The organism is Streptomyces sp. NPDC041968, from assembly GCF_055589025.1.
In genome coordinates this window covers 632,478-644,371 of the sequence record NZ_JBVJCB010000003.1, presented here as the reverse complement: position 1 = coordinate 644,371, position 11,894 = coordinate 632,478, and the positions used below count along the sequence as shown (strand labels likewise).

The following is an 11,894-nucleotide window of genomic DNA, read 5'->3' as shown; positions in this document are numbered from 1 at the left end:
ATCAGATCTTTCCGATCCGATTTCCTCGGTGCTTTCCAGGTTCCCGCTTTCGCGTTTCCCTTTCCGGCGGTTCCGACTCTATCAGATCCTTTCGGCTCCGATTCCCCGTCAGAAGGGGGTGTCTCCGCGGCTGTTGGGCCGTTTCAACGAGGTGAGACTCTAGCGGATTCCCGGCCCCCGAGCTAATCGGGGGTCGCGTCCTTTCGAACGTGGATTCCTCATTCCGTAAATACACGCGCACACGTCAACGACGCCGACAATGCGACTGTTCGCCGAAGAGTGGTTGGTACTTGCGGAGTCGCTGTCCGGGGACCGACCGGGGTCGGCGCTCACGTCGGACAACTCGGAGAACACTACGAGCGCGGCACCGGTGTGTCAAACCCCGGGCCCGGGTGCCTGCGCGGGCGTAGTGTGGGAGGCGTGACGACGCGTACGTGTACCCAGCTCTGGTGGGCCGCCTGACGGCGGCCGTACGTACGTGTGCACTCAACGGCCGCCGCTTCGGCGGCCGTTCTCGTATCTCCCTCCGGGAGGGGCGGCCGACGGTGGTGGCGGTCCCGACCAGGAGGTAGAGGGATGACAAGGGTCTTCAGTGGGGTCAAGCCGACCGGGCACCTGACGCTGGGGAACTACCTGGGGGCCATGCGGCAGTGGGCCGCGGAGGACCAGCATCGGTCGGACGCGCTGTTCTGCGTCGTCGACCTGCACGCGCTGACCGTGGACCACGACCCCGCGCGGGTGCGGAGACTGAGTCGGCAGGCCGCCTCCTTGCTGCTGGCGGCGGGGCTGGACCCTGACCTGTGCACCGTGTTCGTACAGAGTCACGTCGACGAGCACGCGCGGCTGTCGTACGTACTGGAGTGCGTCGCCACGGACGGGGAGATGCGGCGGATGATCCAGTACAAGGAGAAGGCCGCGCGGGAACGGGAGCGGGGCGGGAGCGTGCGGCTGTCGCTGCTGACGTATCCCGTGCTGATGGCGGCCGACATCCTGGCGTACGGGACGGACGACGTGCCGGTCGGGAATGACCAGACGCAGCACGTGGAGCTGGCGCGGGATCTCGCGGTGCGGTTCAACCAGCGGTACGGGCACACGTTCGTGGTTCCGCGGGCCACGAATCCGGCGGTGGCGGCCCGGGTGATGAATCTGCAGGAGCCGACCTCGAAGATGGGGAAGAGCGACGACGTCGGGCCCGGGATCGTCTATCTGCTCGACGAGCCGGACGTGGTGCGCAGGAAGGTCGCGCGGGCCGTGACCGACAGCGGGCGGGACGTCGTGTACGACCCGGCGGAGCGGCCCGGGCTCGCGAACCTGCTGGAGATCCTCGCCGCCTGCACGGGCGCGGAGCCGGCGGCACTGGCGGGCGCGTACGACTCGTACGGGGCGCTGAAGAAGGACACCGCGGAGGCGGTGGTCGAGGTGTTGCGGCCCGTGCAGGACCGGCACAAGGAGTTGTGCGCCGATCCCGGTCATGTGGAGGGCGTGCTGCGGGAGGGCGCGGAGAAGGCCCGGGCCATGGCCCGGCCCACCGTGGACGCCGCCTACCGGGCGATCGGGCTGTTGCCACCGGTGGGCGGGGGTCGGTAGGCCCGCGGGCTTGTCCCGGCCGCCGCGGGTGCTCCCCCGCGGCGGGTGGCCCGGGCGCGTGCCCGCAGGTGTCAGTCCTTGGTGCCGGAGGCCAGTTCGCGGCTGCGGTCGCGGGCGGCTTCGAGGGCGGCGATGAGGGCCGCGCGGACGCCGTGGTTCTCCAGTTCGCGGATGGCGTTGATCGTGGTGCCGGCGGGGGACGTCACGTTCTCGCGGAGCCTCACCGGGTGTTCGCCGCTGTCGCGGAGCATGGTCGCGGCGCCGATCGCGGACTGGACGATCAGGTCGTGGGCCTTGTCGCGGGGCAGGCCGAGGAGGATGCCGGCGTCGGTCATCGCTTCGACCAGGTAGAAGAAGTACGCCGGGCCGGAGCCGGAGAGGGCGGTGCAGGCGTCCTGCTGGGACTCGGGGACGCGGAGGGTCTTGCCGACGGCGCCGAAGATCTCCTCGGTGTGGGCCAGGTGACCGGCGGTGGCGTGGGTGCCGGCGGAGATGACCGACATGGCCTCGTCGACGAGGGCCGGGGTGTTCGTCATGACGCGGACGACCGGGGTGCCGGGAGCGAGGCGCTCCTCGAAGAAGGAGGTCGGGATGCCGGCCGCGCCGCTGATGACCAGGCGGTCGGCCGGGACGTGCGGCGCCAGCTCGTCGAGGAGGGTGCCCATGTCCTGCGGTTTGACCGTGAGGATGAGGGTGTCGGCGGACTTCGCGGCCTCGGCGTTGGTGACGGGGGTGACTCCGTGGCGGGTGCGGAGTTCCTCGGCCCGTTCCCGGCGGCGGGCCGTGACCAGGAGGTCGGCGGGTGCCCAGCCGGCTCCGATCATTCCGCTGAGCAGGGCTTCACCGATCTTGCCGGTGCCGAGGACTGCGACTTTCTGGGTCATGTTTTCGGTGCCCTCCTGGGGTCCCCTCCGGGGTGCGTCGTCCGTCGTCATCCTCGCACTCCCGGCAGGCGTGGGAGCGGGGCGTCCAGTGGGCGGGACGTCGGCCGGGCGCCGCCGCGCGCTAGGCCGTGCGGCGTTTGAGGGTGGCGGCGCCCAGGGCGAGGACGAGGAGGGCGCAGCCCGCCACGACCAGGGTGTCCCGTACGAAGGCGGTCGTCATGTCGGTGTGGCGCAGGACCTCGTTCATGCCGTCGACCGCGTAGGACATGGGCAGAACGTCGGAGACGGCCTCCAGGGCCGGGTGCATGTCGTCGCGCGGGGTGAAGAGGCCGCAGAGGAGGAGCTGGGGGAAGATCACGGCCGGCATGAACTGGACCGCCTGGAACTCGGAGGCCGCGAAGGCCGAGACGAAGAGGCCGAGCGCGGTGCCCAGGAGGGCGTCCAGCAGGGCGACCAGGAGGAGGAGCCAGGGGCTGCCGGTGACGTCGAGGCCCAGGAACCAGACCGCCAGGCCGGTCGCGAGGGCCGACTGGACGATGGCGAGGGCTCCGAAGGCGAGGGCGTAGCCCGCGATGAGGTCGGCCTTGCCCAGCGGCATGGCCAGGAGGCGTTCGAGGGTGCCGGAGGTGCGCTCGCGCAGGGTCGCGATCGAGGTGACCAGGAACATCGTGATCAGCGGGAAGATCCCGAGCAGCGAGGCGCCGATGTTGTCGAAGGTGCGTGGGCTGCCGTCGAAGACGTAGCGCAGCAGGAACAGCATCACGCAGGGGATCAGGAGCAGCAGGGCGATCGTGCGGGGGTCGTGGGCGAGCTGGCGCACGACGCGGGTCGCGGTGGCCGCGGTGCGGGCGGGGCTCAGGGGGCGGGTGGGGGCGGGGGGCACGGCGGTCGGGGTCGTCGGCGTGGTCGTCTGCGTGGTCATCGGGTGGTCTCCTTCGCGCGGGCTGCCTCGGTCGCCTCGTCGACGAGGTGGAGGAAGGCCTCCTCGACCGTCTCGGCGGCGGTGCGGGTGCGCAGGGCGTCGGGGGTGTCCTCGGCGAGGACCCGGCCCTCGCGCATCAGCAGGAGGCGGTCGCAGCGCTCGGCCTCGTCCATGACGTGGGAGGAGACGAGGAGGGTGGCGCCGCGGTCGGCGGCGATGGAGTGGAAGAGGGCCCACAGGTCACGGCGCAGGACGGGGTCGAGGCCGACGGTCGGTTCGTCGAGGACGAGCAGCTCGGGGGTGCCGAGGAGGGCGACGGCGAGGGAGACGCGGCTGCGCTGGCCGCCGGAGAGGTTGCCGGCCAGGGCGTCGGCGTGGGTGGTGAGGTCGACGTCGGCGACGGCCCGGGTGACGTGCTCGTGGCGGCGGTCGGCGGCGGCGCGGCCGGGGTCGAGTATCGCGGCGAAGTAGTCCAGGTTCTGGCGGACGGTCAGGTCGTCGAAGACGGAGGGGGCCTGGGTGACGTAGCCGATGCGGGTGCGCAGGGCCGGGTGGCCGGCCGGGCGGCCGAGGACGTCCAGGGTGCCGGTGACCTTCGCCTGGGTGCCGGCGATCGCGCGCATCAGGGTCGACTTGCCGCAGCCGGAGGGGCCGAGGAGGCCGGTGATCCGGCCCGGCGGAACGGTGAAGTCGAGGGAGCGCAGGACGGTGCGGGGACCGCGGACGACGGTGAGGTCCTCGGCGCGGACGGCGGGGGCGGTGGGGGCCGGCCCCTGGTCGTCAGGAGGGCGGGAGGCGTAATTCATCATGTGATGAATAATGCTCTCCCGCCCAGATGCCGTCAAGCGGTCGCGGGGGCCCTGGCGAGCAGGAGGCGGACGTCGTACGTCTCCTCGACGACGCCGTCCGGGAAGTCGGCCAGGAGGTGCCGGCGCTCCTCGGCGAGGAAGGCGGCGCCGCGGTCCTCGCCGTCCGTCAGGAAGACCGAGCGGCTGCCGAGGTTGGCCAGGTGGGTCTCGAGCGGGACGCGGCGGCTCCAGCGGAGGGTGCGGTGGACGAAGTCGAGGAGGCCGGCCGGGTCCGCGGTGCGGGCGCCGACGTCGCGTTGCTCGGCGGAGAGTGCGAGGCCGAAGTGGCGGTCGACCCGGTCGGCCGCCGCCGCGATCCACGGCACGTCGAGGGCCGCGGTGTTCCACCACAGGGCCAGCGCGCCGCCGGGACGCAGCACACGCAACGCCTCCGGCACGGCCCGGTCGGGGTCGGTCCAGTGCCAGGCCTGGGCGTAGGTGAGGAGGTCGGCGCTGTGGTCGGCGAGCGGGAGGGCGTTGCCGCTGCCCCGGAGGACGGGGACGTCGGGGAGGGTGCGCCGGAACTCCGCGGCCATGCCGGCGCCGGGCTCGACGGCGATCACGTCGGCGCCGCGCGCGTGCAGGAGGGCGGTGGCGATGCCCGTGCCGGCGCCGACGTCCACCACGCGGGAGCCGGCCAGGGGGCGGCCGGCGAGTTCCTCCACCGCGTCGAGGAGGGCGGGCGGGTAGGAGGGGCGGTTGGCCGCGTACTGGGCGGCGGCCGCGTTGAAGGAGTGGGCTCGGGTGGTGCGGGTGACCTCGGGGGCGCGGGGGGTTCCGGCGGGGGGTGGGGCGGTGTTCGGGGTGGTGCCGGGTGCCGTCATACGGCCATGGTGGGGGCCGGGCGGGGAATCGTGGAGGGTGTGCCGGGGGGCGGGGGCGGGTGCCGGGGGATGAGTGTGGGGCGTGCGGGGTGCTGCGAGGCGCCGGGGGCCGACAGGTCAGCGGCGGCGTTTCCTGGACGGGTTGCCCGAGCGGCGGGTGGTGCGCTTCTCGTACTCCTCGCGGGCCTTCTCGTACTCGGCGCGGTGGAGTTTCTCGCCCGGGGCCTCGGTGAAGGTGCGGAAGAAGTAGGCGAGGAGGGAGCCGACGAAGCCGATGGCCAGCAGGCCGCGGAGGGAGGCCTGGCGGTCGGGGTCGGGGCGGCTGGTGAAGGTGGACCAGGTGTGCCGGAAGGCCAGGGCGCTGCAGACCGCGAACATCACGACCATCAGCAGCGAGACGGCGCTGCCGACATCGGCGATCCGGAGGCCGTCGTAGGCGATGCGCAGGACGACGCAGGCGGCGACCGCCGCGGCGAGGGAGCCGACGGCCAGGCCGGCCCGGCGCACGGGGTAGCCGTGGTCGTGGTGCACCCAGGTCGTGCCGTAGAACCGGATGGGTTCGGGGCGGGGGCCGGCGGGGAGGGGGGAGCCCGCGGGGGTGTCCGGGATGCCGTGCGTACCGTTCTCTGCGCTCACGGTTCGATTATGGTGCCGGATGTGCCGCGGGCTCCGGGTGGGATCAGGCGCAGCGCGGGGCGACGTAGCCGTCGCTGCCGGTCTGCACGTAGGCGTCCGAGACGTACTGGCCGTTGCCGATGTTGTCCCAGATCTTGCTCGTGCCGTACGGGCCGGTCACCGCCGTGCCCGGCCGCTGGCAGTAGAGGGGGATCTGGGCGCCCTCGGGCAGGACCCGCACGATGCCGTAGCCGGTGCCGGGGCCGCTGCGGACGTTGAGGCGGACCCCCGGCGCCACCGAGTAGTACCGGACGACCGCGGCGACCCCCGCGACCGTGGTCGCCGTCTCGGCCGCGACTTCCTGTACGCGGTCAACTGCCATGTGATGCTCCCCCCGTTGAGCCCCACGAGTCTCGTGGGGCCACGTTGATTCCCCAGGAACAAGCCACGAAACACCCGTTCGCAACTCGCACGCGGAGGCTAGCAAGCCGCCTCGGTCCCGTACGAACCATCGACTAGGCTCCGAGCGTCGCGCGCGCGGACGAACAGCACGGGGGTGGTTCCATGGCGCCGCAGCGGAACGCCGGGGCGGGAACGGAAGCGGAACTTCCGCAGTACGCCGGTCACTACCGCCTGGAGTCCTGTCTGGGTTCGGGCGGCATGGGCGTCGTGCATCTGGCGCGCAGCACCTCCGGGATGCGCGTCGCGGTGAAGATCGTGCATGCGCCGTACGCCGAGGATCCCGAGTTCAGGGGCCGTTTCCGGCAGGAGGTCGCCGCGGCGCGGCAGGTGAGCGGGGCCTTCACGGCACCGGTCGTCGATGCCGATCCGGACGCCGCACGGCCCTGGATGGCCACCCTCTACATCCCCGGTCCGACCCTCTCGGAGCAGGTGAAGCGGAACGGTCCCATGGACGAGGACCAGTTGCGCCGGCTGATGGCGGGGCTCGCCGAGGCGTTGCGTGACATCCACCGGGTCGGGGTGGTGCACCGGGACCTGAAACCGAGCAACGTGCTGCTCGCCGAGGACGGGCCCAAGGTCATCGACTTCGGCATCTCCCGGCCGAAGGACAGCGAACTGCGCACCGAGACGGGCAAGCTGATCGGGACTCCCCCGTTCATGGCTCCCGAGCAGTTCCGGCGGCCCCGGGAGGTCGGTCCCGCCGCCGACGTCTTCGCCCTCGGGTCGCTCATGGTGCACGCGGCGACCGGGCGCGGGCCGTTCGACTCCGACAGCCCGTACGTCGTCGCCTACCAGGTCGTGCACGACGAGCCCGACCTGACCGGCGTGTCCGAGTCGCTCGCGCCGCTGGTGCTGCGGTGTCTGGCCAAGGAGCCCGAGGACCGGCCCACGCCGGACGAGCTGATGCGGGAGCTGCGGTCGGTGGCGGCTGCCTACGACACCCAGGTGTTCGTCCCGGGCCGGCGGGCGGAGGAGGCGCCGGCCCCGGAGACGACCGGGGGCGCGGAGGCGGAGGCTCCCGCGGCACCGGCCGCGCGGCGGCTCGGGAAGCGGGCGGCGCTGGTGGCCGGCGCGCTCTGCCTCGCCGTGACCGGTGGGCTCGTCTCGGTCCAGGTGTTCGGCGACGCGGAACCGGCGCACCGGACGCCCGCCGCCCGGAGCGCACCGGGTGGGTTCGGCGCGTGGGAGGCGGTGCCCGGGTCGCGGGAGGGCGGCACGCCCCTGTGCTCGTACGCGGCGCCGCGTCTGCTGTGCGCGCAGCCCGGGGCGGTGTTCGCGGTCGATCCGGCCGACGGGAGCACGCTGTGGCGGCACCCCGTCGAGGAGGCCGTGCGGAGCCAGCCGCCGGTCCTCTCGGGCGGGCTCGTGCAGCCCGACGCCGGGCTGCTCGGCCCCCTGGAGGCGCTCGACCCGGCCACGGGTGAGCCGGCGTGGCGGGAGGAGATGCCCGCGTACGACGGCCTGCGGGTCGTCGGCGACATGCTGCTGCTCACCCGCGCCGACGGGATGGTCACCGGCGTGGACAGCGCCTCGGGGCGGACCCGGTGGGCGCGGCGGATTCCCGGGCAGTCCGTGCCGTACTTCACCTCGTTCGCCGGGGAGCGGCGCCCGGCGGCGTACGCGGCCGGCGAGACCGCGGACGGGAACCGTACCCGGGTCACCGCGGTGGACCCGGCCAGCGGGGACGTGAGGTGGGACGCGGAGCTGGAGGGCGCGCTGGCCCTGGTGGGGGCCTCGGGCGGGTCCGTGTACCTCGTCCCCGAAGCGGCGGCCCACGGGGACGTGAAGGCCGTGGTCCGCTACACGCCCGCCACCGGGGAGACCCGCCGGGCGGACCTGCCGGTGCCGGTCGAGCAGGCGGCGGTCGGCGTCCACGGGGACACCGTCCACCTCGCGGGCGCGGGCGGCTCCCTGGTCGCCGTCGACATGGCGGCGGGGAGACAGAAGTGGCGGCTGGAGACGGGGGTGAGCCGTGGCTCGGTGCCCGTCTCCGACGGCCGGCACGTGTACATGACCGCTCCCGACGGACGGCTGCTGGGCGTCGACGCCCGCGAGGGCAGGCTCCTCGGCCAGACCCGGCCCCGGCTCGGCGCCGAGTCGGACCGGGTGCCCGCGACGCTGCCCGAGCCGCTGCTCGCGGGCGGGCACGTGTACGCCGGGGCGCCCGACGGGACCGTCTTCGGCGTGGCGGGACGGGACCCGGCCACCTGGTGACCCCGCCGGGCGGCGGACCGGGCGGTCAGCCCAGCTTGCTCACGTCGCGCACCGCGCCCTTGTCCGCGCTGGTCGCCATCGCGGCGTACGCCTTCAGGGCCGCGGAGACCTTGCGGTCGCGGTTCCTCGGGGCGTACCTGCCGCCCAGCGCCTGGTCGCGGCGGGCCAGTTCGGCGTCGTCGACGAGCAGTTCGATGGAGCGGTTCGGGATGTCGATGCGGACCCGGTCGCCGTCCTCGACGAGGGCGATGGTGCCGCCCGCGGCCGCCTCGGGCGAGGCGTGGCCGATGGACAGGCCCGAGGTGCCGCCGGAGAAGCGGCCGTCGGTGACCAGGGCACAGGTCTTCCCGAGGCCGCGGCCCTTCAGGTACGAGGTCGGGTAGAGCATCTCCTGCATGCCGGGGCCGCCCTTGGGGCCCTCGTAGCGGATGACGACGACGTCGCCCTCCTTGACCTGCTGGGTGAGGATCTTCTGGACGGCCTCCTCCTGCGACTCGCAGACGACCGCCGGGCCCTCGAAGGTCCAGATGGACTCGTCGACGCCGGCCGTCTTCACCACGCAGCCGTCGGCGGCGAGGTTGCCGCGCAGGACCGCGAGGCCGCCGTCCTCGGAGTAGGCGTGCTCGACGGAGCGGATGCAGCCGCCCTCGGCGTCCTGGTCGAGGGAGTCCCAGCGCTCGGACTGGGAGAAGGCCTCGGCGGAGCGCTTGCAGCCGGGGGCCGCGTGCCACAGCTCGACGGCCTCGGGGGCGGGGGAGCCGCCCCGGACGTCCCAGGTCTTCAGCCAGTCGGCCAGCGAGGGGCTGTGGACGGAGTGGACGTCCTCGTCGAGCAGGCCGGCCCGGTGCAGTTCGCCGAGGAGGGCGGGGATGCCGCCGGCGCGGTGCACGTCCTCCATGTAGTACGTGCGGTCCTTGGCGACGTTGGGGGCGACCTTGGCGAGGCACGGGACGCGGCGCGAGAGGGCGTCCATCTCGGCGAGGCCGAAGGGGACCTCGGCCTCCTGGGCGGCGGCCAGCAGGTGCAGGATCGTGTTGGTGGAGCCGCCCATCGCGATGTCCAGCGCCATGGCGTTCCCGAAGGCCGCGGGGGTGGCGATGTTGCGGGGCAGGACCGAGTCGTCGTCCTGCTCGTAGTAGCGGCGGGTCAGGTCCAGCACCGTGCGGGCGGCGTTCTCGTAGAGCGCCTTGCGGGCGGTGTGGGTGGCCAGGACCGAGCCGTTGCCCGGCAGGGAGAGGCCGATGGCCTCGGTGAGGCAGTTCATCGAGTTGGCGGTGAACATGCCGGAACAGGAGCCGCAGGTGGGACAGGCGTTCTCCTCGATGCGGAGGATGTCCTCGTCGGAGATCTTGTCGTTGACCGCCTCCGACATCGCGTCGACCAGGTCCAGGGTGCGGACGGTGCCGTCGACCAGGGTGGCGCGGCCGGACTCCATGGGGCCGCCGGAGACGAAGACCGTCGGGATGTTCAGGCGGAGCGCCGCGTTGAGCATGCCCGGGGTGATCTTGTCGCAGTTGGAGATGCAGATCAGGGCGTCGGCGCAGTGCGCCTCGACCATGTACTCCACGCTGTCCGCGATCAGGTCGCGGGAGGGCAGGGAGTACAGCATGCCGCCGTGGCCCATGGCGATGCCGTCGTCGACGGCGATCGTGTTGAACTCGCGCGGGATGCCGCCGGCCGCGACGACCGCCTCGCTGACGATCCGGCCGACCGGCGCGAGGTGGGTGTGGCCCGGCACGAACTCCGTGAAGCTGTTGGCGACGGCGATGATCGGCTTCCGGCCGATGTCCGCGCCGGGTACACCGGAGGCGCGCATCAGGGCGCGGGCGCCCGCCATGTTGCGGCCGTGGGTGACTGTGCGGGACCTCAGCTCGGGCATCGTCGCTCGCCTCGCTCGTGGGCTCGTTGGGAGAGTAATGACTGCCGTCGAGCGTACGCCGGTCATCCAGGACTCGGGACAGGGTGTCCGGAATGCGGGACGCGCGTCTCGCGGTGCGGCACCGCGGGGCACGCTCAGGGGCCGGTGAGGTGGCCCTGGACGACCGGTGCCAGGCGGGCGATGAGCTGCTCCGGGTCGGCCGAGGCCAGCGGCTCCGCCTTGATCACGTACCGGAGCACCGCGCACCCGACCAGCTGGGCGGCCGCCAGCTCGGTGCGCAGCTCCGCGTCCGGCCCGTCCAGCTGGGCGGCGACACGGCGCAGCAGCTGCGCGGCGACCAGCCGGCGGAAGACGGCGGCGGCGGTCTCGTTGTCGAAGGCGGAGCGGACGATGGCCAGCAGCGGGGTGCGGGTGGCCGGGTTCTCCCAGAGGCCGAAGAAGAAGCGGGTGAGCCGCTCGCCGACCCCGTCGGCGGGTCCGTCGGCGACCGCCCCCGAGGCCCCGCGGACGGGGGCGAAGGCGACCTCGATCGCCGCCTCGAAGACCTGCTCCTTGGTGCCGAAGTAGTGGTGCACCAGCGCCGGGTCGACGCCGGCGGCCTTGGCGATGCCGCGTACGGACGTCTTCTCGTAGCCGCGCTCGGAGAACTCCTCGCGGGCCGCGGTGAGGATGCGGTCGCGGGTGCCGGCGGACTCCGTGCGCGGGGGGCGGCCGCGGCGCCGGGTGCCTCCGGCCGGGGCGCTCATCGCCGGTGCGCCTTCGCCGGGTCCGCCGGCGCGTCCGCGGGGCCCGCCGAGGCCAGGTGGTGGCGGGTGAAGGCCAGGGCCTCGGCGAGATCGGCCTCACGTTCGGCGCTGGACATCGCGCGACGGGTGTTGACCTCGATGACGACATGGCCGTCGAAGCCGGAGCGGGCGACGCGTTCCAGCACCTCGGCGCAGGGCTGGTTGCCGCGGCCGGGAACGAGGTGCTCGTCCTTGGCGGAGCCCCTGCCGTCGGCGAGGTGGAGGTGGCCCAGGCGGTCGCCCATGCGGTCGAGCATGTCCAGCGCGTCGCTGCGGGAGGTCGCGGCGTGGCTCAGGTCGATCGTGAAGTGGCGGTAGTCGTCCTTCGTCACGTCCCAGTCGGGGGCGTACGCCTGCATCTCGCGGTCGCGGTAGCGCCAGGGGTACATGTTCTCGACGGCGAACCGCACGTCGGTCTCGTTCGCCATCCGCCAGATGCCGTTGACGAAGTCCCGGGAGTACTGGCGCTGCCAGCGGAACGGCGGGTGGACGACGACGGTGTCCGCACCGAGCTTCTCCGCGGCGGCGCGGGCGCGCTGCAGCTTGACCCAGGGGTCGGTGGACCAGACCCGCTGCGTGATGAGCAGGCAGGGGGCGTGCACGGCCAGGATCGGCATGTGGTGGTAGTCGCTGAGTCTGCGCAGCGCGTCGAGGTCCTGGCTGACCGGATCGGTCCACACCATGACTTCGACGCCGTCGTACCCGAGGCGTGCGGCGATCTCGAAGGCCGTCGCCGTCGACTCCGGGTAGACGGAAGCCGTCGACAGGGCGACCTTCGCGTCCGGGATGCGGACTACGTCCCTTGGTTCTGCCACGAGGGCCAGGTTACGGGGTGCGGTCGGGTGCCCGCGGGGCGGCCGTTCGCCGTTGTGGC

11 protein-coding genes are annotated in these 11,894 nt (G+C 73.1%); 2 read left to right on the top strand and 9 right to left on the bottom strand.

The window, feature by feature from the left end:
• Positions 1-576 precede the first annotated feature (576 nt).
• Positions 577-1,587 (top strand): tryptophan--tRNA ligase, encoded by a 1,011-nt coding sequence (gene trpS, locus ACZ6EG_RS11050; protein WP_469603505.1) that lies wholly within the window; start codon positions 577-579, stop codon positions 1,585-1,587.
• Positions 1,588-1,658: 71 nt separating this feature from the next.
• Here trpS and proC read toward each other — a convergent pair whose 3' ends face one another.
• The 6 genes from proC to ACZ6EG_RS11020 form a co-directional block, all read right to left on the bottom strand.
• On the bottom strand, positions 1,659-2,471 hold the full coding sequence (gene proC / locus ACZ6EG_RS11045; protein ID WP_356612577.1) for a pyrroline-5-carboxylate reductase: 813 nt from the start codon (positions 2,469-2,471) through the stop codon (positions 1,659-1,661).
• A gap of 121 nt (positions 2,472-2,592) precedes the next feature.
• The gene (locus ACZ6EG_RS11040) at positions 2,593-3,393 is read right to left on the bottom strand and encodes an ABC transporter permease (RefSeq protein WP_469603501.1); all 801 of its coding nucleotides are present in this window, start codon (positions 3,391-3,393) and stop codon (positions 2,593-2,595) included.
• Positions 3,390-4,202, bottom strand: coding sequence for an ABC transporter ATP-binding protein (locus ACZ6EG_RS11035; RefSeq protein WP_469603499.1), 813 nt, complete (start codon positions 4,200-4,202; stop codon positions 3,390-3,392). Before ACZ6EG_RS11035 ends, ACZ6EG_RS11040 begins: the two co-directional genes overlap by 4 nt.
• 32 nt (positions 4,203-4,234) lie before the next feature.
• A complete protein-coding gene (locus ACZ6EG_RS11030; protein WP_469603496.1) occupies positions 4,235-5,065 on the bottom strand; it encodes a class I SAM-dependent methyltransferase in 831 nt (276 codons plus the stop codon).
• Positions 5,066-5,182: 117 nt separating this feature from the next.
• Positions 5,183-5,701: an EamA/RhaT family transporter gene (locus ACZ6EG_RS11025; RefSeq protein WP_391972751.1), complete on the bottom strand. Its 519-nt coding sequence runs from the start codon at positions 5,699-5,701 to the stop codon at positions 5,183-5,185.
• A 43-nt stretch (positions 5,702-5,744) separates the two neighbouring features.
• Positions 5,745-6,062, bottom strand: coding sequence for an SH3 domain-containing protein (locus ACZ6EG_RS11020; RefSeq protein WP_391972750.1), 318 nt, complete (start codon positions 6,060-6,062; stop codon positions 5,745-5,747).
• A gap of 182 nt (positions 6,063-6,244) precedes the next feature.
• Here ACZ6EG_RS11020 and ACZ6EG_RS11015 point away from each other — a divergent pair, with 182 nt between their 5' ends.
• Positions 6,245-8,356 (top strand): serine/threonine-protein kinase, encoded by a 2,112-nt coding sequence (locus ACZ6EG_RS11015; protein ID WP_469603492.1) that lies wholly within the window; start codon positions 6,245-6,247, stop codon positions 8,354-8,356.
• A 25-nt stretch (positions 8,357-8,381) separates the two neighbouring features.
• Here ACZ6EG_RS11015 and ilvD read toward each other — a convergent pair whose 3' ends face one another.
• The 3 genes from ilvD to ACZ6EG_RS11000 all read right to left on the bottom strand — a co-directional run bounded on the left by ilvD (position 8,382) and on the right by ACZ6EG_RS11000 (position 11,835).
• A complete protein-coding gene (gene ilvD / locus ACZ6EG_RS11010) occupies positions 8,382-10,235 on the bottom strand; it encodes a dihydroxy-acid dehydratase (protein WP_383650624.1) in 1,854 nt (617 codons plus the stop codon).
• A gap of 134 nt (positions 10,236-10,369) precedes the next feature.
• Positions 10,370-10,981 carry a TetR/AcrR family transcriptional regulator gene (locus ACZ6EG_RS11005; RefSeq protein ID WP_391972748.1) on the bottom strand — a complete coding sequence of 204 codons (612 nt, stop codon included), beginning with the start codon at positions 10,979-10,981 and terminating at the stop codon, positions 10,370-10,372.
• Positions 10,978-11,835 (bottom strand): sugar phosphate isomerase/epimerase family protein, encoded by an 858-nt coding sequence (locus tag ACZ6EG_RS11000; RefSeq protein ID WP_356612591.1) that lies wholly within the window; start codon positions 11,833-11,835, stop codon positions 10,978-10,980. Before ACZ6EG_RS11000 ends, ACZ6EG_RS11005 begins: the two co-directional genes overlap by 4 nt.
• Positions 11,836-11,894: the final 59 nt, after the last annotated feature.